Origin of the sequence: Stutzerimonas tarimensis (assembly GCF_042648805.1) — a bacterium.
In the GTDB taxonomy this organism is placed as follows: domain Bacteria; phylum Pseudomonadota; class Gammaproteobacteria; order Pseudomonadales; family Pseudomonadaceae; genus Azomonas; species Azomonas tarimensis.
On sequence record NZ_JBHRXZ010000022.1, the window covers coordinates 659835 to 684050 of the forward strand.

Here is a 24216-nt window from a genome sequence, read left to right on the forward strand (position 1 = left end):
TCCGCCGGTTCCCTCGAAACCCAAGGCGACCTCGGCGTCGCAGGAGAACCACCATGTTCAGCAAGCAGGATCAGATCCAGGGTTACGACGACGAGCTGATGGCGGCAATCAATGCCGAGGAGCGTCGCCAGGAACATCACATCGAGCTGATCGCGTCGGAAAACTACACCAGCCAGCGGGTGATGCAGGCCCAGGGCACCGGGCTGACCAACAAGTACGCCGAAGGCTATCCGGGCAAGCGCTACTATGGCGGCTGCGAGCACGTCGACAAGGTCGAGGCGCTGGCCATCGAGCGCGCCAAGCAGCTGTTCGGTGCCGACTACGCCAACGTCCAGCCGCACTCCGGCTCCTCCGCCAACAGCGCCGTCTACCTGGCATTGCTGCAGCCGGGCGACACCCTGCTGGGCATGAGCCTGGCCCACGGCGGTCACCTGACCCACGGCGCCAAGGTCAGCTCTTCCGGCAAGCTGTACAACGCCGTGCAGTACGGCATCGACAACGCCACCGGGCTGATCGACTACGACGAAGTCGAGCGCCTGGCGGTGGAGTGCCAGCCGAAGATGATCGTCGCCGGCTTCTCGGCCTATTCCAAGACGCTGGATTTCGCGCGCTTTCGCGCCATTGCCGACAAGGTCGGCGCGCTGCTGTTCGTCGACATGGCCCACGTCGCCGGGCTGGTCGCCGCCGGTTTGTATCCCAACCCGATCCCCTTCGCTGACGTGGTCACCACCACCACCCACAAGACCCTGCGCGGTCCGCGCGGCGGCCTGATCCTGGCCAAGGCCAACCCGGAGATCGAGAAGAAGCTCAACGCGGCGGTTTTCCCCGGTGCCCAGGGTGGCCCGCTGATGCACGTGATCGCGGCCAAGGCGGTGTGCTTCAAGGAAGCCCTGGAGCCGGCCTTCAAGGAATACCAGGCACAGGTGATCCGCAACGCCCAGGCCATGGCCGGGGTGTTCATCGAGCGCGGCTACGACGTGGTTTCCGGTGGCACCGACAACCACCTGTTCCTGGTCAGCCTGATCAAGCAGGGCATCACCGGCAAGGACGCCGATGCCGCCCTTGGCCGTACCGGCATCACGGTGAACAAGAACGCCGTGCCGAACGACCCGCAGTCGCCGTTCGTGACCTCCGGCCTGCGCATCGGCACTCCGGCGGCGACCACCCGCGGCTTCGGCGAGGCCCAGTGCAAGGAGCTGGCCGGCTGGATCTGCGACGTGCTCGATCACCTCGGCGATGCCGACGTGGAAGCCGAGGTGGCCAAGCGGGTCGCCGGGCTGTGTGCCGATTACCCGGTTTATCGCTGAGCGGGTTTCGCCGGGCTGGAGCCCGGCCAGCAAGGTTTTCGTAGGAGCGAGCTTGCTCGCGAACAGGCCTGAAAGGCCTCGAAGGCGGGTTCGCTCCTACAGGGTTTCGCGCCGTACCGCCGCGCGGTAGGACGCTCACGATTTCAGGAGCCATCATGCAACGTTATTCCGGCTTCGGCCTGTTCAAGCACGCCTTGAGCCACCATGAAAACTGGCAGCGCATGTGGCGCAATCCGGTGCCCAAGCCGGTCTACGACGTGGTCATCGTCGGCGGCGGCGGTCACGGCCTGGCCACGGCCTACTACCTGGCCCGCGAATTCGGCGTGAAGAACGTCGCGGTGGTGGAAAAGGGCTGGCTGGGTGGCGGCAACACCGCGCGCAACACCACCATCGTCCGCTCCAACTACCTCTGGGACGAGTCGGCGGCGCTCTACGAGCACGGCATGAAACTGTGGGAGAGCCTGTCGCAGGACCTCAACTACAACGTCATGTACTCGGCGCGGGGGGTCTACAACCTCTGCCACACCCTGCAGGACATGCGCGACGCCGAGCGTCGGGTCAGTGCCAACTGGTTGAACGGCGTGGACGGCGAACTGCTCGACGCCGGGCAGGTGGCCGAAGAGATTCCCTACCTCGACTGCGGCAAGCACACCCGCTACCCGGTGATGGGCGCGACCATTCAGCGCCGCGGCGGCGTCGCCCGCCATGACGCGGTGGCCTGGGGCTACGCCCGCGCCGCCGATGCCCAGGGCGTCGACCTGATCCAGAACACCGAGGTGATCGGCTTCCGCAAGCAGGGCGACACCGTGATCGGCGTGGAAACCACCCGCGGCTTCATCGGCGCGCGCCGGGTCGGCGTGGTCACCGCCGGCAATTCCGGGCACATGGCCAGGCTCGCCGGCTTCCGCCTGCCGCTGGAATCGCACCCGCTGCAGGCGCTGGTTTCCGAACCGATCAAACCCATCATCGACAGCGTCATCATGTCCAACGCGGTGCACGGCTACATCAGCCAGTCGGACAAGGGCGACCTGGTCATCGGCGCCGGCATCGATGGCTACAACGGCTACGGCCAGCGCGGCTCCTACGGCACCATCGAACACACCCTGCAGGCCATCGTCGAAATGTTCCCGGTGCTCTCGCGGGTGCGCATGAACCGCCAGTGGGGCGGCATCGTCGACACCACCCCGGACGCCTGTCCGATCATCGCCAAGACTCCGGTCAAGAACCTGTTCTTCAACTGCGGCTGGGGCACCGGCGGCTTCAAGGCGACCCCGGGTTCGGGCCACGTATTCGCCGCGAGCCTGGCCAAGGGCGAGATGCACCCGATCGCCAAGCCGTTCTCCATCGAACGCTTCCACACAGGCGCATTGATCGACGAACACGGCGCCGCGGCGGTGGCGCACTGACCCAGACCCTGGGGTGGATGACGGCGACGCCTTATCCACCCGGCCACCGCGACGGGGGATGACAGCGGTCATTCACCCAGGCGAGTGCCGATACCCGTAGGAGACACCAACCATGCTGCACATTTTCTGCCCCCACTGCGGGGAGCTGCGCTCCGAAGAAGAATTCCATGCCAAGGGCCAGGCGCACATCCCGCGCCCGCTGGACCCGGCCGCCTGCTCCGACGAGGAGTGGGGCAACTACCTGTTCTTCCGCGACAACCCGCGTGGGCTGCACCACGAGCTGTGGGTGCACGCCGCCGGCTGCCGCAAGTATTTCAATGCCACCCGCCACACGGTGACCTACGAGATCCTCGAGACCTACCGCATCGGCGAGCGCCCCAGCATCACAGAACTGCCGCAGCCCCGTCCCCAGGTCGTGGCGCAAGGAGAAACGGCATGAGCCAGGTCAATCGGCTTTCCCAGGGCGGGCGGATCAACCGCGGCCAGCCCGTCAACTTCACCTTCAACGGCCAGACCTACCAGGGCTACGTCGGCGACACCCTGGCCGCCGCGCTGCTGGCCAACGGCGTCGAGGTGGTCGGCCGCAGCTTCAAGTACTCGCGCCCGCGCGGCATCGTCGCCGCCGGCGCCGAGGAACCCAATGCCATCCTGCAGCTCGGTGCCACCGAAGCGACCCAGGTGCCGAACATCCGCGCCACCCAGCAACCGCTCTACGCCGGGCTGGTGGCCACCAGCACCAACGGCTGGCCGAACGTCAACACCGACATGATGGGCATCCTCGGCAAGGTCGGCGGCAAGGTGATGCCGCCCGGCTTCTACTACAAGACCTTCATGTACCCGCAGAGCCTCTGGCTCACCTACGAAAAGTACATTCGCAAGGCCGCGGGCCTGGGCCGCTCGCCCACCGAGAACGACCCGGACATCTACGACCACATCAACCGTCACTGCGACGTGCTGGTGGTCGGCGCCGGTCCTGCGGGCCTCGCCGCCGCGCTGGCTGCCGCACGCAGCGGTGCGCGGGTGATCCTCGCCGATGAGCAGGAAGAATTCGGCGGCAGCCTGCTGGACAGCCGCGAAACCCTCGATGGCCAGCCCGCCGCCGACTGGGTCGCCAAGGTCATCGACGAACTGCGCTGCCTGCCGGAGGTGACGCTGCTGCCGCGCGCCACGGTCAACGGCTACCACGACCACAACTTCCTCACCATTCACCAGCGTCTGACCGACCACCTCGGCGAATCCGCGCCGACCGGCCCGCTGGGGCAGAAGCTCGCCCGCCATCGCGTGCACCGGGTACGTGCCAAGCGCGTGGTGCTGGCCACCGGCGCCCACGAGCGGCCGCTGGTCTACGCCAACAACGACGTGCCCGGCAACATGCTGGCCGGCGCGGTCTCCACCTACGTGCGCCGCTACGGCGTCGCCCCGGGCCGCCGCCTGGTGCTGTCCACCACCAACGACTACGCCTACCGGGTGGCGCTCGACTGGCTCGATGCCGGCCTCACCCTGGTCGCGGTCGCCGATGCCCGGCGCAACCCCAAGGGCGACTGGGTAGAGGAAGTCCGCGCCCGTGGCGTGCGTATCATCGATGGCAGCGCGGTGGTCGAATCGCGCGGCAGCAAGCGCGTCACCGGGGCCCTGGTCTGCCCGATTGATGCCCGGGCGTTCACCGCCAGCGGCAATGGCGAAGTCATCGACTGCGACCTGATCGCCAGCTCCGGCGGCTACAGCCCGGTGGTGCACCTGGCCTCGCACCTGGGCGGACGCCCGGTATGGCGCGAGGACATCCTCGGTTTCGTGCCTGGCGAGGGCTTTCAGCAGCGCGTCTGCGCCGGCGCGGTCAATGGCGTGTTCAGCCTGAACGACGTGCTTGCCGACGGCTTCGAGGCCGGTGTCAAGGCGGCGGGGGAGGCCGGGTTCGGCCCGGTCAGCGCCACCCTGCCGAGCGCGCCGGCGCGCCGCGAGGAAGCCTCGCTGGCGCTGTTCCAGGTGCCACACCCCAAGCCCACCGCGCGGGCGCCCAAGCAGTTCGTCGACCTGCAGAACGACGTCACCGCCGCCGGCATCGAGCTGGCCGTGCGCGAGGGCTTCGAGTCGGTCGAGCACGTCAAGCGCTACACCGCGCTGGGCTTCGGCACCGACCAGGGCAAGCTGGGCAACATCAACGGCCTGGCCATCGCCGCCCGTTCGCTGGGCATCGGCATCCGGGAAATGGGCACCACCATGTTCCGCCCCAACTACACCCCGGTGACCTTTGGCGCCGTCGCCGGCCGTCACTGCGGCGAGCTGTTCGAGCCCAAGCGCTACACCGCCATGCAGCGCTGGCACCTGGAAAACGGCGCCGAGTTCGAGGACGTCGGCCAGTGGAAACGCCCCTGGTACTTCCCCAAGCCGGGTGAGGACCTGCACGCCGCGGTGGCCCGCGAGTGCCTGGCCGTGCGCAACAGCGTCGGCATTCTCGATGCCTCGACCCTGGGCAAGATCGACATCCAGGGCCCGGACGCGCGGGAATTCCTCAACCGCGTCTATACCAACGCCTGGACCAAGCTGGACGTGGGCAAGGCCCGCTACGGCCTGATGTGCAAGGAAGACGGCATGGTCTTCGACGATGGCGTCACCGCCTGCCTCGCCGACAACCACTTCCTCATGACCACCACCACTGGCGGCGCCGCGCGCGTGCTCGAATGGCTGGAGCTGTACCACCAGACCGAATGGCCGGAACTGAAGGTGTTCTTCACCTCGGTCACCGACCACTGGGCGACCATGACCCTCTCCGGTCCCAACAGCCGCAAGCTCCTGGCCGAGCTCACCGACATCGACCTGGGCCGCGAAGCCTTTCCCTTCATGACCTGGAAGGAGGGCCAGGTGGGCGGCGTGCCGGCGCGGGTGTTCCGCATTTCCTTCACCGGTGAGCTCTCCTTTGAGGTCAACGTGCAGGCCGACTACGCCATGGGCGTCTGGGAAAAGCTGATCGCGGCCGGCAAGAAATACGGCCTGACGCCCTACGGCACCGAGACCATGCACGTGCTGCGGGCGGAGAAGGGCTTCATCATCGTCGGCCAGGACACCGACGCCTCGGTGACCCCGGACGACCTCAACATGGGCTGGTGCGTCGGCCGCAACAAGCCGTTCTCCTGGATCGGCTGGCGCGGCATGAACCGCCAGGACACCCTGCGCGAAGACCGCAAGCAACTGGTCGGCCTCAAGCCGCGCGACGCCAAGGTGGTGCTGCCCGAAGGCGCCCAGCTGGTGTTCGACCCGCAGCAGCAGATTCCCATGGCCATGGTCGGCCATGTCACCTCCAGCTACTACAGCGCGGCGATGGGCTATTCCTTCGCCCTGGCGGTGGTCAAGGGTGGCCTCAAGCGCATGGGTGAAAGCGTCTACGCCATGTTGCGTGACGGGCGGGTGGTCGAGTGCGAGATCTGCTCCTCGGTCTTCCTCGATCCGAAGAACGAGCGGCAGAACGTCGCTTAACCGAACAGCCGATAACGGCGCGGGAGGCGTGAAGCCCGACGATAAAGGCATCGCACCGCCTGTTCGTCTGGCGCCCGCCTCCCGCCTCCAGCGAGATCATGAGCCATGAACAACGTGAACGTATTCGAGCAACGCCCGGCCGATGCCTATGCCGAATCGCCCCTGCACCATGCAGGGCTCGAGGGGCTGATCGGCAAAGGGCCGGCGAGCGCGGGCATCAAACTGCGGGAAAAGAAGCTGCTGGGTCACCTGACCCTGCGCGGCGAGCCGGACGACCAGGCTTTCGCGCGCGGCGTCCAGGCCGCCCTGGGCATGGCGCTGCCGGGCGCCCTGGAAGTGATCTGCGAGGGCGACCGCTCGCTGCAATGGCTGAGCGCCGATGAGTGGCTGCTGATCGTTCCCGGCGGCGAGGAGTTCACCGTCGAACAGAAGCTGCGCCAGGCGCTGGCCGGCGTGCATCACGCGGTGATGAACGTCAGCGGTGGCCAGACCCTGCTGGAGCTGTCCGGGCCGAACGTTGGCGAGCTGCTGATGAAGTCCAGCGTCTACGACGTGCATCCCGGCAACTTCCCGGTGGGCAAGGCGGTCGGCACCCTGTTCGCCAAGAGCCAACTGGTGATCCGCCATACCGCCCCGGAAACCTGGGAACTGGTGGTCCGCCGCAGTTTCGCCGATTACATCTGGCTGTGGCTGCAGGACGCCAGCGCCGAGTACGGCCTGGCAGTCAGCCGCTGAGGCTTGGGGTCTGGACGGCGCCTAGCGGATCGCCGCCCAGACCAGCATCAGCAGCGAGAGCCAGAAGAGCACGACGCACACCGCCGCGATCCGATTCACCGGACGCGGTGCGCCTCGCTGCCTCCACTCGACGGCCTGCTCGACACAGTCCTCGATCACCTTCCCCGGCAGCAGGCGAATCACCAGCAGGATGCCCAGCGGCAAGAGGATCAGATCATCCAGCAACCCGAGCACCGGAATGAAATCCGGAATCAGGTCGATGGGACTGAAGGCATAACCCACCACCCCAAAGGCAATCGCCTTGGCCAGCCAGGGCGTATCCGGATGGCGACAGCTGAACCACAGCACCGTGATCTGCCGCTTCAAGCGCCGTGCCCAGCGCCGGGTCTGGTCCAGACGTCTGTTGTGTTTCTTGTGCTTTCTCACTTCACCCCACGTCCGTACAGCCACCCGTACCTCCCTTCGTTAGCCGATTGTGAGCCGCGGCCCATCCCCGTAGGTCGGGTTAGCCACAGGCGTAACCCGACACCCAGCCGTAGCCGCGGCCACCCCGTAGGTCGGGTTAGCCACAGGCGTAACCCGACGCCCAGCCGTAGCCGCGGCCATCCCGTAGGTCGGGTTAGCCGCAGGCGTAACCCGACACCCAGCCGTAGCCGCGGCCACCCCGTAGGTCGGGTTAGCCACAGGCGTAACCCGACACCCAGCCGTAGCCGCGGCCATCCCGTAGGTCGGGTTAGCCACAGGCGTAACCCGACGCCCAGCCGACACCCAGCGCCGAGGCCGGGCCGACCGCCGGCGTCGGATTACGCTTCGCTAATCCGACCTACCGAGGCGGCGGTTGTTGCATGGCGGTTACCGTGGCGGGTAAATCGCGCATGTGGGCGATCACTTTTTCCACGCCCAACTCCCGCAACACCCTGTCGTGGCCTGGCGGAATATGGCTGGCGCCGGTGAAGCCGATCACCCGCATGCCGGCACGGCGGGCGGCGAGGACGCCGGTGGGGCTGTCCTCCACCACCAGGCAATGCCCGGGTCGCGCGCCCATACGCTCGGCGGCGAGCAGGTACACATCGGGCGATGGCTTGGGCGAGGCCACCATTTCGGCGCTGAACACATTGCCGGCGACCCGCTCGGTCAAGCCGGCGCGCCGCAACGAGGCCTGGATATTGTGCAGCCGGCTATTGGACGCCACCGCCAGCGGTAGGTCGATGGCCATCAGCGCCTCGCGCACACCGGGAATCGCCTGCACCCGCTCGGCGACGACTCGCTCGCCCTTGCAGCGCAGGTCCTCGTCGAAGCTGGCAGGTAGGCTGAGATCAAAGCGTTTTTCCAGCAGGTCGATGATGCTCGGCACGGTCAACCCGAAGGTGCCCTCCAGGCCAGCGTGTAGCTGATCGGCCGGAACGAACTCGGCGAGCGCCTCGAACAGCACCTGATGGGCGATGACCTCGCTGTCGACAATCACCCCGTCGCAGTCGCTGATCAGCAAGTCGATGGTTTCCATGAGCCTCCATAACCACATGTCGAAGCCCATCAGACCACCCGAATCTCCGGTAGGTCGGATTAGCGAAGCGTAATCCGACGATGGTAGACGACCTGAGCCTCGGTAGGTCGGATTAGCGAAGCGTAATCCGACAACGGCGGTCGGCTTGGCCTCCGCGCTGGGCCGCGGCTGGGTGTCGGGTTACGCCTGGGGCTAACCCGACCTACGGGGCTCCGCTTTCACGCTAACTCGCGGTGAAAAAAAGGCCGGTCTGCACCGGCCTGAATATCTCAAGGGACCAACAGGTCGGAGTGTGTGTCGACCTGAGCACATTTTCGTCAGGACGGGCAGGGCGCGCATATCCGGGCGCGGCCTGAAGCGTCATGCCTGCGACAGGCTCCAGGTGGGTTCGCATGCGCTGTCGGCCAGGGCAGCACACAGGTCCATCGAACGCCTCTGTTCCGCGTGTTCGCGTGCTTTCGACATAAGAATGGCGCTAGCAAATAGTCGAATTGGGCAAGAATTAATCTCACTCGGCCACTTGCGCCGCATAATTTTGCTATCATCCAGCCATATCACAGCCCTCACGGAAGACAGGCGATGGCGAGCCCTTGCCAGGTCGACAGTCGACGCAATTGGTATCTGCTGCAGTGCAAGGCGCGGCAGGATGAACGTGGCCAGGAGCACCTGGCCCGCCAGGGGTACGAGATCTTTCGTCCCCTCTGTCTGCGTGAGCGCCTTGTTCGGGGGCAGCGGCAGGTCGTCGAAGAATCCCTGTTTCCCGGTTACCTCTTTATCTGTCTCGGCGACGATGGCTGGGGCCCGCTGCGCAGCACCCGTGGCGTGCTGCGTGTGGTGAACTTTGGCGGACGCCCCCTGCCGGTCGACGAGCGCGTCATCGCGCAATTGCGGAGCGCCTCGGCCGTCACCCAGGCTTGCCTGAGCGAAGGCGACCGGGTGCGTATCAGCGAAGGTCCCTTTGCCGAACTCGAAGCGATTTTCTTGCGGATGGACGGCACTGAGCGCGTCGTCCTGCTGCTGGACTTTATGGAACGTTCACAGCCGGTACGCGTACCGCTGAAGGCAGTACGAAAGGATTAAGCCGAGGTCTCACAAAACAGCCGCCGTTCATCGACAATGAGGTTTCTCTGGCGTCAACGATCGGTATATTCGCGCCGGCTAGTGAGATGTAAGCAAATTTTGTGATGCAGGCCGCACCGCGCTCGGACGACGTTCCGAAGGGCCGGGGCGGTGCGATGGACAACCAGACGCTCAAGTTTTCAGGAATCGACTATTAATCCTGGGGCGGTAGCGTGTCTGGAGGCTGCTCGGCGGCCCGGACCGTTCGCCGGTCCGGCATTGAAAGGCAAGCCTGAGCGGTGTTGTAGCAAGACCCAGACTGCCCATCTCTCTGAGCGGACAGGAACCAAGCAATATCAATGAGGACGTTGAAAATGCGCAAAACCCTTACGACATTGTCACTAGCCGTCGCGCTGGCCGCTGGCCAGGCGTTCGCCGATCAAGCCACGGTCGATGCCCTGCAAGCCGCTGGTATCACGCTGACCGAAGCCCAGGTCGAATCCCTGGTTGCAGCCGAAGGCGAAGCCCTGGCGCAAGCCATTGCCGCCGTGATTGCCGCCAGCCCCGAGCAGGCTGCTGCCATCGTCGCTGCTGCCGTGGCTGCCAACCCTGCGCAGGCTACCGCTATCGTTGCCGCCGCTGTTGCCGCTGCTCCAACCCAGTCCGCAGCCATTACCAACGCTGCTGTTGCCGCGGCGCCGGCCTACGCCGCCGCCATCACCGCTGCCGCCCAAGGCAGCGAAAGCGGTGCAGTCGCTGCGACCACTTCCGGCCTGACCAGCAGCACCAGCAGCGTGCCGGGTGGCAGCGGTGGTGGCGGCGGTGGCAGCACCCCGGTTGCCAGCCCCAACTGATCGAATCGGTTCGAGTTGACATGACGACGACGCCGGCCCGGTGGGCTGGCGTCGTTTCGTTGCCTTCGGCAAAGCAAAGGGAAAGGAACTTTCAAAGGTTATGAGCATGACATTCAAGTCGACTGCGCTGGCAGTTGCGATTTCGGCTGCGCTGTGCGGCAGCGCCTGGGCAGTGGACCCGCAAAGCGTCCGCATCGGCGACGGCATTCTGTTCACGCCGACCCTGAAGGTCAGCGAGCGCTACGAGGACAACTTCCGGGCGCTTGAGCGCAACGAGGAGTCGTCCTGGATCACCAGCATCGCCCCGAGCCTCACGCTGACCGCAGAAGGCAGCAAGACCGGGTACAAGCTGAATTACACGACGGTAAGCGATATCTTTCATTCGAGCCGTAGCGACGACAACACTGACCACCATCTGACTGGCGAAATGGTGGCAGAGTTCAATTCGCGCAACAGAATTAAGCTCGATGCTGCCTACCACAAGGTCGAAGAGACCGCGGCAGCCGACCAGAACATCGAAAACGACCGCTACAGCAGTGCGCTGGTTGGCGGCCTCTACACCTTCGGCGCCCGTAGCGCCCGCACCCAGGTGGACCTGGGCGCCAGCTACGAGGAGCTGCGCTACCAGAACTCCGGCAACCTCAACGCCGACAAGGAGCGCGATACCGTCGCCCTGCGCAGCACCGTCTATTACGCCGTCACCCCGCGCACCCGCGTGCTGGGCGAACTGCGCCACACCGACTACGACTACGTCAGCTACAACCAGCGCGACAGCAAGAACCTCGCGCTGCTGACCGGCGCCACCTGGGACGCCACCGCGCGCACCAGCGGTACCGTCAAGATTGGTGCCGAGCGCAAGCGCTTCGACCAGTCCGGCATCGACAACAAGAGCGGCTCGATGTGGGAGGCCGGCCTGAGCTGGGCCCCGCGCACCTACTCGACCTTCAACCTGCACACCCGTCGCTCGTTCGACGAAGGCGAAGACAACGCCAGCACCATTCGTGCAATGAGCGCGCAGCTGAGCTGGGAACACCAGTGGCTCGAGCGCCTGAGCTCCACCGTCAGCCTCGGTTACGTGGACAAGGAATACCAGGACTACGCCCGCGACGACGAGCTCACCACGCTCGGTTTCGGCCTGACCTACGCCATGCGTCGCTGGCTGGACGTCGGCATCGGCTACAAGTACGCCGAGAACGACTCCACCCAGTTCAATGAGAGCTACACCCGCAACATCTACATGCTGAGCGTCACCGCGAGCCTGTAATCGCGCTTGGAGAGGGGGTCGCGGCCCCCTTGTTTCCCCAAATATCCCGAGAGCAACGAGTCATGGTCGTCCGTCTTTTCATCAGTCTCATTCTGGGTGCGCTGCTCCTCTGCAGCGGCGCGGCCCTCGCCAACGGCAACGCTCAATATCGCCTGGCGTCGGGCGACACCATTCGCATCAACGTCTTCGGTGAGCCCGACCTGAGCTTCGAAGAGATGCGCCTGAGCGATGCCGGCACCTTCTCGTACCCCTTCATCGGTGAAGTACGCGCCCTGGGCAAGACCGCCGCCGAAATCGAGCAGACCCTGATCGCCGAGCTCAAGGGTGAATACCTGATCAATCCCCGCGTCTCGGTCGCCGTCCTGCAATACCGCGAATTCTTCATCAGTGGCGAAGTGAAGTCGCCCGGTGGCTACCCCTATCAGCCCGGCCTGACCCTGCGTCGCGCCATTGCACTGGCCGGTGGCCTGACCGAGCGCGCCTCGACCAACCGCATCACCATCGTCCGCGACCAGGACTCCGGCAAGGCCGCCGAGCGCGCCTCGCTCGACTCCGTCGTGCGTCCCGGCGACACGGTCACCATCGATCAGGGCTTCTTCTGATCGCCTCCCTTCGGGGATCCACCTGTTTCAAGCCGCGACCACCCAGGCCGCTGCCGTCTTCCTTTTAAGAGTTGCCCGCGCATGGAAAGTAGTGCCCCCGCTGTTGAACGTAAGCTGATCGCCCCGCGCCAGGACGAAGCGGACGATGAGATCGACCTGCTCAAGCTGTGGCGGACCGTCTGGCAGCGCAAGTGGAGCATCTTCAGCCTGGTATTGGCGGTGACCCTGGTTGCCGTGCTCGTGGTGCTTTCGATCACCCCCATCTACCGGGCGGCGGCGAGCCTGCTGATCGAGCAGAAGTCGGCCAACATCGTCTCCATCGAGCAGGTCTACGGGCTCGAAGGCGCTGGCAGCGAATACCTGCAGACCCAGTTCGAGCTGCTCAAGTCGCGTACGCTCGCCGAGCGCGTGGTGCGCCAGCTCAACCTGACCACCCATCCCGAGTTCGATCCGCGCCAGCAGCCCGAGCCGCTGATCGACATCCGTGGCCTGCTGGCCAATTTCGACATCAGCAAGCTACTGCCCTTCACCCTGCCGGGTGACCTGGGCGGCGATGCCGAGCTGGGCGAAGGCCGGATCTTCGACCAGGTCACCGACGCCTTCATCGAGCGCATCAGCATCGTGCCCCAGGGCAAGAGCCAGGTGGTCAAGGTTCAGGTGGACATGGCCGACCCGCGCACCGCCGCGCTGGCCGCCAATGCCCTGGCCAACGGTTTCATCGAAGGCCAGCTGGAAGCCAGCATGGACATGTCCATGACCGCCACCAATTGGATGAACAGCCGCCTGGGCGAACTGCGCGACGCCCTGAAAGTCGCCGAAGACCGCCTGCAGGCCTTCCGTGAAGCGGAAAACCTGGTGGATGTGGGCGGCGTGGTCACCGTGACCGCGGCCGAACTGTCCCAGACCGGCGACCGCATGATCGACGCTCGCCGCCAGCGCGCCGAAGCCGAGAGCCAGTATCGCCAGGTGCAAAGCATGCGCACCGGCGGCTGGGAGCGACTGGCCAGCGTGCCGGCCGTGCTCGGCCACCCGCTGATCCAGCAGTTCAAGGCCGAACAGGCCCGTGCCAGCGCCAAGGTCGAGGAACTCTCGCGCCGCTACGGCCCCGGCCACCCGGCGATGATCGCCGCACGTACCGAACTGAGCGCCGCTTCCGCCAGCCTGCAGGCCCAGGTAGAGCAGGTGGTCGCCGGTATCGAGCGCAACTACCAACTGGCCGTGGCCAACGAGAGCTCGCTGCAGAGCTCGTTCAACGCCAATCGCAGCCAGATCCAGGACATCTCCCGCAAGGAATTCCAGCTGCGTGAGCTGCAGCGCGAAGTGGATGCCAACCGCACCCTCTACGACACCTTCATGAACCGCCTGAAGGAAACCGCCGCCACCTCCGACGTCAACAGCGCCAACGCGCGCATCGTCGACCTGGCCGGCGTGCCGACCGTTCCGGTCAAGCCGCGCAAGGCCCTGATCGTCGCCATCGCCGCGCTGCTGGCATTGTTCATCGGCGTCGGCCTGACCCTGCTGCTCGATGCGCTGAACAACACCTTCAAAGGCACCGAAGAGGTGGAGAACCGCCTCAACCTGCCGGTGTTCGGCATCCTGCCGATGCTCAAGACCCACGAGCGCGGCGAGCTGGCACGTATGTTCACCAAGGACACCGACAAGAGCTTTTCCGAGTCGATCCGCACCATCCGCACCGGCGTGGTGCTGTCGGGCATCGACAACCCGCACAAGGTCATGGTCATCACCTCGTCGATCCCGGGGGAGGGCAAGAGTACCGTGTCGGTCAACCTGGCCTTCGCCCTCGGGCAGATGGAACGCGTGCTGCTGATCGACGCCGACCTGCGCCGCCCGACCCTGGCCAAGAGTTTCGACTTCCCCGTCGGCACCCCGGGCCTGGCCAATCTGATCGCCGGCACCGCCAAGCTCGACGAGTGCGTCCGCCAGGTGGACGGCATCGACATGATCTGCGCCGGCACCGTGCCGCCGAACCCGCTGGAGCTTCTGTCTTCCCAGCGTTTCGCCAAGGCCATCGAGGTGCTCAAGCACAAGTACGACCGCATCGTCATCGACTCCCCGCCGACCCAGGCCGTGAGCGACGCGGTGATCCTCTCGACCCTGGCCGACTCGCTGATCTACGTGGTCAAGTCCGCCTCCACCCACATCCCGCTGGTGGAAAAAGGCGTCGGCCAATTGCTGCAGAACAACGCGCCGGTCAAGGGCGTAGTGCTCAACCAGGTCGACATCAAGAAGGCCAAGAAATACGGCTACAGCTACGGCGGTTACTACGACTACTACGGCTACAGCAACAACACCAAGGCTGCCAAGGGCAAGGCCAAAGCCCCTGCCGCTTCCAAAGCGCAGCCCGAGGCCGAAATCGCCTGACCGTACCAGCCAGCCGAACCAACGAACCCGTAGGTCGGATCAGCGCAGCGTAATCCGACACCCAGGCCCCAAACCAATCGAACCCGTAGGTCGGATCAGCGCAGCGTAATCCGACACCCAGGCTCCCGAACCAACCGAACCCGTAGGTCGGATTAGCGCAGCGTAATCCGACACCCAGGCCCCAAACCAACCAAACCCGTAGGTCGGATCAGCGCAGCGTAATCCGACACCCAGGCCCCAAACCAACCGAACCCGTAGGTCGGATCAGCGCAGCGTAATCCGACACCCAGGCCCCAGACCAACCGAACCCGTAGGTCGGATCAGCGCAGCGTAATCCGACACCCAGGCCCCAAACCAACCAAACCCGTAGGTCGGATTAGCGCAGCGTAATCCGACACCCAGGCTCCCGAACCAACGAACCCGTAGGTCGGATTAGCGCAGCGTAATCCGACACCCAAGCCCCCAGACCAACCAAACCCGTAGGTCGGATCAGCGCAGCGTAATCCGACACCCAGGCCCCCAGACCAACCGAACCCGAATCCCATGATCGACCTTCACAACCACCTGCTCCCCGGCATCGACGACGGGGCGCCCGACCTCGACACCGCCCTTGCCCTGGCACGCAGAGCCGTGGCCGAAGGCATCACCCACGTGGTCTGCACCCCGCACATTCACCCCGGCCGCTACGACAACACCCCGGCGAGCATCAGCGCCGCGCGTGACACCTTCGCCGCCGGCCTGCAGATGGCCGGCCTCCCCTTGCAGGTCGCCGCTGCCGCCGAAGTGCGCTTCGGCATGGAACTCATGGTCGGTATCAGCCAGAACCAGGTCCCCTTCCTCGGCCAATGGCAGGGCAAGAACGTCCTGCTGCTGGAATTCCCCCACGGCGAGATTCCCTTCGGCGCCGAGCGGATGATCGCCTGGCTGTTGCAACGCAACATCCTGCCGATGATCGCCCACCCCGAGCGCAACAAGGCGGTCATGCGCAGCCCCGGCAAGCTCAAGCCCTTCCTTCAGCAAGGCTGCCTACTGCAGGTCACCGCTGGCGCCGTGGCCGGCCGCTTCGGCCCCGCTGCCGAAGAAATCGCCCACCAGTTGCTGGAGCAGGGCGTCGTCACCATTCTGGCCAGCGACGCCCACAACCTCGAACACCGCCCGCCGGTCCTGCGCGACGGCCTGGAGCAGGCCGCCCGCCTCATCGGGGACGCCAGGGCCGAAGCGCTGGTCCGCCACACCCCCTGGGAAATCGGCCAGCACCACTTCCTATGAATACTCAGCCCCTGGAGCGGCCCAGCCGCCGCAGCCGTTCCGGCCGCGAAAGCAAAAACGAGATGTGCGTCACGCAAAAGCTGCTGCTTGGCGGCCTGCTGCTGCTTGGCCTCGCGCTGGTGTTCATCGGCGCGCGCATGACCCTGGCCGGCGCCGCCAGCTACCAGGCCGACGCCTTCCTCGCCGACTGGAGAACACAGACCGACGAGCCGAATCCGCAAGCCTGGACCATCGCCCAGGAAGCCGCCCAGCGGGCCGTGAACCTGTACCCGGTCGCCAACGGTGACTACCTCGAACGCCTGGGCACCGTGCAGGCCTGGCAGCAGTTCCGCCAGCCCTACGGCGATCCCGCAGCCCGTGCCTCGCGCCTGGCGGCCCGCGACAGCTATCGCGCCGCCGTGGAAGCCCGCCCCACCTGGCCCTACGCCTGGGTGCACCTGGCCCACAGCAAGCTGTACCTGAACGAACTGGACGACGAATTCGCCCAGGCCCTGCGCCAGGCCGCCGAACTGGGCCCGACCCGTTTCGACGTGCACAACCGGCTGGCCGAGATCGGCTTCACCGCCTGGCCCGTGCTCAACGCCGCGCAGCGCCAGGCCACCCTCGACTCGGCCCGCTTCAGCGTGGCCTACAGCCCCGCCGTGGCACGCAAGACCCTGCTCATCGCCGAGCACACCGGCATGGACGACACCCTGTGCAACAGCCTCGATGACCAGCTGAAATCGCAACGCAAGCTTTGCCAGTGACGGCGAAGAAGTCAGGAGATTGGCTTGTGACCCAATTCGATTCCACCGCCCATGAGGCGATCAATCGCGGCACCGGCGTGGCCGACAGCAACCTGCGCGGCAGCGATCTGGCAGAGCAGAGTTCGCTGCTGGCGCCGCGTCGCACGGATGCGCTGGCCAACCGTGGCATGAGCTTCTGGCTGCAATGGTTCTGCGGCACTTTTCTGCACACCCTGCTGCTGCTCACCCTCGCTGGCATGAAGGCAGGGGAGATGGATTCGCAGTACCGCATCCTCGCCGTGTTCGTCCTGCTGGGTTCGGTGCCGGTCTACTCCCTGCTGCGCGTGTACTACAAGCAGGACGGCCACCTGGTCGGCCTGGCGCGCCTGCTTGCCGCCTGGATGGTGCTGCTCGCCGGGCTGACGGTGCTCGCCTTCATCACCAAGACCAGCGGCCTGTATTCCCGCGAAGTGGTGCTCACCTGGGCCGTGCTCGGGTTCGCCGTGCAAGCGGGGCTCTATGTGCCGCTGCACACCCTGGCGCGCCGCTATTACCGCGAGCAGCAGACCCTGCGCACTTCGCTCATCATCGGCACAGGCGACCTGGCCCTGACTCTCGCCGACAAGCTCGTCCGCGAGCGCAAGGAACCCATGCGCGGGCTGGTCAGAGCCGGCGACGAGCCCGACGACACCCTCTATCCCATCGTGGGCAGCCTGGCCAACCTGCGCGAGCTGATCGCCGAGCACCGCATCCGCTGTCTGTACATTGCCCTGCCATTGGCCCAGGCCGAGCAGATCGAAGGCCTCTACATCGACCTGCTCGACGCCAACGTCGATGTCATCTGGATTCCCGACCTGAACAGCATGATGCTGCTCAACCATTCGGTCAGCGAGATCGGTGGCATGCCGGCCATCCACCTCAACGAAAGCCCGCTCACCGCCTATCCCACCGCCGCCTTCAGCAAAGCGCTGCTCGACCGCAGCCTGTCGCTGCTGGCGATCCTGGCGTTGTCCCCGGTGCTCGTCGCCACCGCCATCGCCGTCAAGCTGTCCTCGCCCGGCCCGGTGCTGTTCAAGCAGAAGCGCCTGGGCTGGAACGGCAAGGTCATCAAGGTGTGGAAGTTCCGCTCCATGCGCATGCACGACGATACCCAGGTGAAGCAGGCCACCCGCGAAGACCCGCGCATCACCCGGGTCGGGCGCTTTATCCGCCGGACCTCCATCGACGAGCTGCCGCAGCTGTTCAACGTGCTCCAGGGCCACATGTCCCTGGTTGGCCCACGGCCCCATGCCATGGCTCACAACAACTACTACACCGGCAAGATCGAGGCCTACATGGCGCGCCACCGGATCAAGCCGGGCATCACCGGCCTGGCCCAGGTGAGCGGCTACCGGGGCGAGACCGACACCCTGGAAAAGATGGAGCGGCGCGTCGAACACGACATCGCCTACATCAACAACTGGTCGCTCTGGCTGGACATCAAGATCCTGATCAAGACCCCCTTCACCCTGTTCGGCAAGCACATCTATTAAGGGCGGGAAGCCGGAAAGGCGACTTCCCCTGCAGGGGCGGGCCCTGCCCGCGAAAGCAGGCCCACGGCCCGCCAACCAACACCAGCCCCGTTGATCGTCCCACGTACATCGCGGGAACGATGAACAGCCTCAAAACGGAAACAGAAACGGAATGGACATCCTCCACCACGGCGCCAAGGATGGCGTCACCGGCTCCTGCCACCAGCTCGTCCTCGATGCGGGCAACAGCCTGCTGATCGACTGCGGCCTGTTCCAGGGCGAAGAGAGTGAAGGGGCCGCCAGCAACGCCTCGCCGGCCATTGGCTTCGACATCTCCACCGTCAAGGCGCTGATCGCCACCCACGTGCACATCGACCACGTGGGCCGCATTCCGCAGTTGCTGGCCGCCGGCTTCAAGGGGCCGATCCTCTGCAGCGAGCCGTCCGCCAGGCTCCTGCCGCTGGTACTCGAAGACGCCTTTCGCCTGGGCATCAGCCGCGACGCCGGGCAGGTCGTGCGCTACCTCAAGCTCATCGAGCAACGCATCATCGCCTTGCCCTACAAACACTGGTTCACCCTGGTGGACACGCCTCAACTACTAACCCGCGTGCGCCTGCAGCGCGCCGGGCACATTCTCGGCTCGGCCTATGTGGAATGCGACGTACAGGACCGGCAGAGCGGCGAGAAGACCCGCGTGGTGTTTTCCGGTGACCTCGGCGCCACCCATGCGCCGCTGCTCCCGGCACCCAAGCCGCCGTACCAGGCCGACATCCTGGTGCTGGAAAGCACCTACGGCGACCGCAACCACGAAAACCGCGCCACCCGCCGCCAGCGCCTGCAAGCCGTGCTGGAAAAAGCCCTGGCCAACAACGGCACCGTGCTCATCCCCGCCTTCAGCATCGGCCGCACCCAGGAACTCATCTACGAGCTCGAAGACATCATCCACCGGATGAAACTGACCCCGCACGCTCCCGTAGGAGTGAGCTCGCTCGCGAACGACACCCTCGCGGAGCCGATGCCCAACCCGGTCGACTGGCCCAGCCTCCCCATCATCCTCGACTCCCCCCTGGCCTCGCGCTTCACCCAGGCCTACCGGGACATGCAGGACTTCTGGGACGCCGAGGCCCAGCAACGCCTCCAGCGCGGCCGCGACCCGCTCCGGTTCGACAACCTGCTCACCGTCGACAACCACGACCAGCACCTGGCCATGGTCCGCCTGCTCACCCAGACCGCCCGCCCGGCCATCGTCATCGCCGCCAGCGGCATGTGCGCCGGCGGCCGCATCGTCAACTACCTCAAGGCCATGCTCGGCGACGAACGCCACGACGTGCTCTTCGTCGGCTACCAGGCCAAGGGCACCCCGGGGCAGATCATCCAGCAATACGGCCCGAGGGGCGGCTACGTCGACCTGGACGGCGAACGCATCACCATCCGCGCCGGCATCGAGACACTCGGCGGCTACTCCGCCCATGCCGACCAGAAAGGGTTGATCAACTTCACTACCCGCATGCGGCATTGGCCGAGGGAGGTGAGGTTGGTGCATGGGGAGGCCAGCGCCAAACGCCACCTCGCCACCGCCTTGCAAAAGCGCTACGACACCAAAGCCCAACCCCTAACGCTTCACCTGTAGGAGCAGGCCCCGACCCCGACCCGCCAGCTCCGGCCAAACCCCTGTAGGAGCGGGCCCTGACCGCGACCCAGGCCCCCCAACACCACCAGATCCCCGGTCGGCCCAACCGCCGACCCAACAACTCGCTAAACACGGAACTCAACGACATGAAAGTCATAGCCCCCAGCACCGGTTACTTCGGTGTGGCCAAGGTCCCGCAAAGCATGGCCGCTAACTGATGCGTCCCGCGTACTAGATAAAAGGATTTGAGGCCGTAACCCACTCATGAACATAACCATCGCCGGAACCGGATACGTTGGGCTCTCCAATGCCGTACTGCTCGCTCAACACAACAAGGTTATTGCCCTGGATATCGTCCAGGCCAAGGTAGACCTGATCAATGATCGCCTGTCCCCAATCGAGGACAGCGAAATCGAGCACTACCTTGCCGAGAAGACCCTCGACCTCAAGGCAACCCTCGACAAGCAAGAGGCCTACAGAAACGCAGACTTCGTGATCATCGCCACCCCCACCGACTACGACCCGCAGACCAACTTCTTCAATACCCGTAGCGTCGAGGCTGTCATCGAGGACGTACTGGCCATCAACCCAAACGCGGTGATGGTCATCAAGTCCACCGTGCCGGTGGGCTACACGAAAGGTGTGTGCGAGAAGTATGGGACCGAGAACATCCTCTTCTCCCCCGAGTTCCTCCGCGAAGGCAAGGCGCTGCACGACAACCTCTATCCGTCGCGAATCATCATCGGCGAACGCTCCGAACGGGCGGAAACCTTTGCCCGCCTGCTACAACAAGGTGCAGTCAAGCAGGACATTCCGACCCTGTTCACCGAAAGCACCGAAGCCGAAGCCATCAAGCTGTTCGCCAACACTTATCTGGCCATGCGCGTGGCGTACTTCAATGAGCTGGATACCTACGCCGAAACCCACGGCCTGGATACCCGCCAGATCATCGAGGGCGTTGGCCTCGATCCGCGCATCGGCATGCACTACAACAACCCGAGCTTTGGCTACGGCGGTTATTGCCTGCCCAAGGACACCAAGCAACTGCTGGCCAATTATGCGGACGTGCCCAGCACTTTGATCCGCGCCATCGTTGACGCCAATACCACGCGCAAGGACTTTATTGCCGAGTCCGTCCTCAAGCGCAATCCGAAAGTGGTCGGTATCTACCGCTTGGTAATGAAGTCCGGCTCGGACAACTTCCGTGCCTCGGCTATTCAGGGTGTGATGAAGCGGATCAAGGCTAAGGGAATTGAGGTTGTAATTTACGAGCCTGCATTAAAGGAAGAGAGTTTTTTTAACTCGTCTATTATTCGTGACTTGGAAGAGTTCAAAAGAGCCAGCGATGTCATCATCGCCAATCGATGCGCCCAAAATCTCCAAGACGTCGCTTGCAAGGTCTACACTCGCGACCTGTTTGGGAGCGACTGAGGATTCAGAAAATATATGACGCGGTTACTCATAATCGAGCGTCAATCGAGTGGCATCACTTCCGATATCTGAACTGGATTCCCTCCGCAACCTGCAAAAACACGTCCTGTTCGAAAAGATCTACAAGCACTTCGACGGCGATCTGTACGGCAAGACATTCGTGCTGTGGGGCCTGGCCTTTAAACCCAACACAGACGATATGCGCGAGGCGCCCAGCCGCGTGTTGATAGAAGCACTGTGGAAAGCCGGGGCGAAAGTGCAGGCCTATGACCCTGAGGCAATGGAAGAGGCGCAGCGGATCTATGGGAATCGGGATGATTTGGTGCTGGCTGGGACTAACGAGGCGGCATTGAATCAAGCGGATGCTTTGATTGTTGTAACGGAGTGGCGGGAGTTTAAATCGCCGGATTTCGACTTCATAAATTCTCAGTTTAAAATAACCTATCGTATTCGATGGTAGGAATATTTATGCTGAAAAAGCTTTAAGGCGACGATTTAGCTTAAAAGCAATTGGTCGCTAAATCTAAATTTTATTTATGGGAAACTAGCAATGAAGACTGTTGGGATATTAACGTATCACGATATAAATAATTTTGGAGCTCAGCTTCAAGCGGCTTCGCTAAACAAGTTTCTGCGTGATAGCGGGTATGACTCAAGTATTATTAATTATACGCCAATTCGATCGAGAGTAAGGATATATGCAACCTGTATAAGGCCGTTCTTAAGGTTTGATCTTAAGGGATTTAATGAGCAGAGAAGGAAGAGAGAAGTATTTAGGCGTTCAGCGGTTGAGTTGGGTGATATTTCAGAGAGGCCAATTATAACTTCGCGTGGAGTGGAGAAGGCTGTAAGAGATTTCGATGTCTTGGTCTGTGGAAGTGATGAGTTATGGAATTTCGATAACTACCTCGGTTACCAAAAACCCTATTTGCTTGACTTAAAATTTTCCGGTAAGAAAATAAGCTACGCAGCATCGATGGGTAACTGCGTGCCTGACTTAGACCTAAAGCGGGGTTTCAAGCGAGGCTTACAGAGTTTTTCAAAAGTTCTTGTGAGGGACGGCTACACTAGCAAATTCTTGGAATCAATAGGCGTTCCAAGTGAAGTTGTAGTTGATCCAACCTATTTGTCAGATGTTCAGCCGGTATATAAAGAGACAGAGCCATACTTAATGGTTTCGGGGGCGCTAAACTATTGCCAGATTCGTGAAATAATTAAGCTTTCTAAGATTCTTGGGTTGCGGATTCTGACGCCAGGGTATAAGTATGAGGGTTTTGAAGATAGCTTTATTGAGGCAAGTCCTCAGCAATGGATTGGGTATATAAAAAATGCCGCCTTTCATGTTACGTCGTTGTTCCACGGCGCTGCGTTTTCAATGAAGTACCAAACCAAGTTCGCCGTGTATCTAACGCCCGGAAAAGAAAATAAAATTGGTTTCATGATGGAGCTTTTTAATCAGACTCATAGAGTAATCGAATTGCCAGCGTTAGCGAATCAGATTGCAGATCTGTTGGAAGAAGATTTTAGCGATCAGTTTTCCGAGAATATGCAGAGAGTTATCGAGCGCTCAAGGCGGTTGCTGATTGATGCAGTCGGGTTTTGAATTTCAAAGATGTCAATATATAGAAGCTTCGCCTGGATGGGGTTAGCAGTCGCAGTAACCAAAGCATCGACCTTGATAACTCAGATTATTCTAGGGTACCTATTGGCGGTATCCGAGTATGGGCAATACGCCTATATTGTCGGTGCCCTTGCGCTTGTTTCGGGGTTTGCAGATACCGGGATCAATAAGTTCTTAATAAAAGAACAAGAAAGGCTAAGTTTTTACCTAAGCAGCGCACGTTATGTCGCCTTCTTATTCGCCTGTATCGGAGGGGGGCTCTTAATTGGGTACTTCCTTTATAGTAAAACATATGGCGATGTGTTTGTTGCAATGGCACTAATAGCAATTTTTCTTCCATGCAACGCGTTGGCACAGATCTACAAAGCAAAGTTGGCGATACAGCTTGATTTTTCTTATATATCCAAAGTCGACATGCTGAATTCAGCTTTATACTCGTTTTGCTTGGTGTTTTCAGCCTCCGTAGGGATGGGGGTTGTTAGCTTTGGAATCGCCTTGGCCGCAAGTTATTTGTTCATGCTTTTAATGTATCGAGGTAGGAGCAAAAAGAATAGTTTACCAGTAGGCGAAAATAAAAGTGGTGTGTTGGTTTTAATAAAGGAGTTGCGATGGCTGATATTAACAACGTTCTTTATGGGGTTGGCACTTCGGGGCGACTATCTAGTATTGGGGTTCATGATTGATCAAGAGGCGCTAGGGTACTACTTTTTTGCTTTTATGCTGGTTGCAAATATCGGTTTAGTTATGGCGCAAGGGATCAACAATGTTTTTATGCCCTATTTGGTGCGGCACGAAGGAGACGATGCAGCTCAAGAATTGATGTTCGTACAGAAAAGCATAATGTTTATTCTGGTTACGTCTTTGATGAGCATAGGGTTCATCCTGTTTGGAAAGGATGCAATTGCTTGGGTATGGCAAGGTAAATGGGAGTCAGCGGCTATATTCGCTGGGCTATTTTCCATTACCCTGCCGCTTAAAATGCTCGCTCCTGCTGCCTATGCCCTACTCGAGTCGAAGGGTTATTGGAGAGAGAAATTTTGGCTAATTTTTATGGATGCGATCAGCGTTTTGCTGGCGGTCAGTATAGGCGCTCAATTAGGCGGGGTTTTTGGGGCGGCTTATGCATTGGCATTACAACGGGGCGTGGTCGGCGTAGTTATTTATTGGTCCGCAGCTCGATTGTCAGGAATTGCAGTTAAACAGCTTATTCGTTTGTTGGTTTATTACTGCCTTCCGATACTGTTACTGTCGATAAGTTGCTTTTACGTGATATATGGCGATATTAAAAGTGAATCGATACTAAGCGGATACTTAACTATTAAGCTTTTGCTTATGACTGTTGCGGGGGTGGGGTTTGTTTTACTCATGGATAAAGCAATGCCTACTGCGCGGCCGGCGATAATGGTTAGGGCTCGATCAGCTTTCCAGTCTATTGGCAAATGACA

At 62.4% G+C, this 24216-nt stretch carries 19 protein-coding genes and 1 pseudogene; 18 read left to right on the top strand and 2 right to left on the bottom strand.

Going from position 1 to position 24216, the window contains the following annotated elements; genetic code table 11:
• Positions 1-53 precede the first annotated feature (53 nt).
• The 5 genes from glyA (at position 54) to ACFOMF_RS12235 (ending at position 6919) form a co-directional block, all read left to right on the top strand.
• Entirely contained in the window at positions 54-1307 is a 1254-nt protein-coding gene (glyA, locus tag ACFOMF_RS12215; RefSeq protein ID WP_386365173.1) for a serine hydroxymethyltransferase, read from the top strand.
• Positions 1308-1462: 155 nt separating this feature from the next.
• A complete protein-coding gene (locus ACFOMF_RS12220; protein ID WP_386365175.1) occupies positions 1463-2713 on the top strand; it encodes a sarcosine oxidase subunit beta family protein in 1251 nt (416 codons plus the stop codon).
• A 112-nt stretch (positions 2714-2825) separates the two neighbouring features.
• On the top strand, positions 2826-3152 hold the full coding sequence (locus ACFOMF_RS12225) for a sarcosine oxidase subunit delta (RefSeq protein ID WP_386365177.1): 327 nt from the start codon (positions 2826-2828) through the stop codon (positions 3150-3152).
• Complete coding sequence (locus ACFOMF_RS12230; protein WP_386365178.1) at positions 3149-6184, top strand: sarcosine oxidase subunit alpha; 3036 nt, start codon at positions 3149-3151, stop codon at positions 6182-6184. The genes ACFOMF_RS12225 and ACFOMF_RS12230 overlap by 4 nt, the downstream gene beginning before the upstream one ends.
• A gap of 105 nt (positions 6185-6289) precedes the next feature.
• Positions 6290-6919: a sarcosine oxidase subunit gamma gene (locus ACFOMF_RS12235; RefSeq protein ID WP_386365180.1), complete on the top strand. Its 630-nt coding sequence runs from the start codon at positions 6290-6292 to the stop codon at positions 6917-6919.
• A 21-nt stretch (positions 6920-6940) separates the two neighbouring features.
• On the opposite strand, the gene ACFOMF_RS12240 is transcribed toward ACFOMF_RS12235, so the two are convergent.
• Positions 6941-7369, bottom strand: coding sequence for a YkvA family protein (locus tag ACFOMF_RS12240; protein ID WP_386365182.1), 429 nt, complete (start codon positions 7367-7369; stop codon positions 6941-6943).
• 373 nt (positions 7370-7742) lie between these two features.
• Positions 7743-8423, bottom strand: coding sequence for an HAD family hydrolase (locus tag ACFOMF_RS12245; RefSeq protein WP_386365184.1), 681 nt, complete (start codon positions 8421-8423; stop codon positions 7743-7745).
• A gap of 579 nt (positions 8424-9002) precedes the next feature.
• Between ACFOMF_RS12245 and rfaH the strand changes: the two genes are divergently transcribed.
• From rfaH to ACFOMF_RS12310, 13 genes and pseudogenes are all read left to right on the top strand, one after another.
• Entirely contained in the window at positions 9003-9503 is a 501-nt protein-coding gene (gene rfaH, locus ACFOMF_RS12250) for a transcription/translation regulatory transformer protein RfaH (protein WP_386365186.1), read from the top strand.
• 353 nt (positions 9504-9856) lie between these two features.
• Complete coding sequence (locus ACFOMF_RS12255) at positions 9857-10336, top strand: hypothetical protein (RefSeq protein WP_386365188.1); 480 nt, start codon at positions 9857-9859, stop codon at positions 10334-10336.
• 106 nt (positions 10337-10442) lie between these two features.
• A complete protein-coding gene (locus tag ACFOMF_RS12260) occupies positions 10443-11600 on the top strand; it encodes an outer membrane beta-barrel protein (protein ID WP_386365190.1) in 1158 nt (385 codons plus the stop codon).
• A gap of 62 nt (positions 11601-11662) precedes the next feature.
• The gene (locus ACFOMF_RS12265; RefSeq protein WP_386365192.1) at positions 11663-12202 is read left to right on the top strand and encodes a polysaccharide biosynthesis/export family protein; all 540 of its coding nucleotides are present in this window, start codon (positions 11663-11665) and stop codon (positions 12200-12202) included.
• A gap of 81 nt (positions 12203-12283) precedes the next feature.
• Positions 12284-14584: a GumC family protein gene (locus ACFOMF_RS12270; RefSeq protein ID WP_386365193.1), complete on the top strand. Its 2301-nt coding sequence runs from the start codon at positions 12284-12286 to the stop codon at positions 14582-14584.
• A gap of 543 nt (positions 14585-15127) precedes the next feature.
• Positions 15128-15853, top strand: a complete 726-nt coding sequence (locus tag ACFOMF_RS12275; RefSeq protein ID WP_386365195.1) for a tyrosine-protein phosphatase — start codon at positions 15128-15130, stop codon at positions 15851-15853.
• Positions 15850-16599: a hypothetical protein gene (locus ACFOMF_RS12280; protein ID WP_386365197.1), complete on the top strand. Its 750-nt coding sequence runs from the start codon at positions 15850-15852 to the stop codon at positions 16597-16599. Before ACFOMF_RS12275 ends, ACFOMF_RS12280 begins: the two co-directional genes overlap by 4 nt.
• Positions 16600-16766: 167 nt before the next feature.
• Complete coding sequence (locus tag ACFOMF_RS12285) at positions 16767-18110, top strand: undecaprenyl-phosphate glucose phosphotransferase (protein ID WP_386365827.1); 1344 nt, start codon at positions 16767-16769, stop codon at positions 18108-18110.
• 151 nt (positions 18111-18261) lie between these two features.
• Positions 18262-19719, top strand: a complete 1458-nt coding sequence (locus ACFOMF_RS12290) for an MBL fold metallo-hydrolase (RefSeq protein ID WP_386365199.1) — start codon at positions 18262-18264, stop codon at positions 19717-19719.
• 264 nt (positions 19720-19983) lie between these two features.
• Complete coding sequence (locus ACFOMF_RS12295) at positions 19984-21150, top strand: nucleotide sugar dehydrogenase (protein ID WP_386365201.1); 1167 nt, start codon at positions 19984-19986, stop codon at positions 21148-21150.
• A gap of 64 nt (positions 21151-21214) precedes the next feature.
• Positions 21215-21671, top strand: a pseudogene (locus ACFOMF_RS12300) (UDP binding domain-containing protein); the annotation flags it as partial.
• A gap of 29 nt (positions 21672-21700) precedes the next feature.
• A complete protein-coding gene (locus ACFOMF_RS12305; protein WP_386365203.1) occupies positions 21701-22753 on the top strand; it encodes a polysaccharide pyruvyl transferase family protein in 1053 nt (350 codons plus the stop codon).
• A gap of 9 nt (positions 22754-22762) precedes the next feature.
• Positions 22763-24214, top strand: a complete 1452-nt coding sequence (locus ACFOMF_RS12310; protein WP_386365205.1) for an oligosaccharide flippase family protein — start codon at positions 22763-22765, stop codon at positions 24212-24214.
• The last annotated feature ends 2 nt before the right edge of the window (positions 24215-24216 follow it).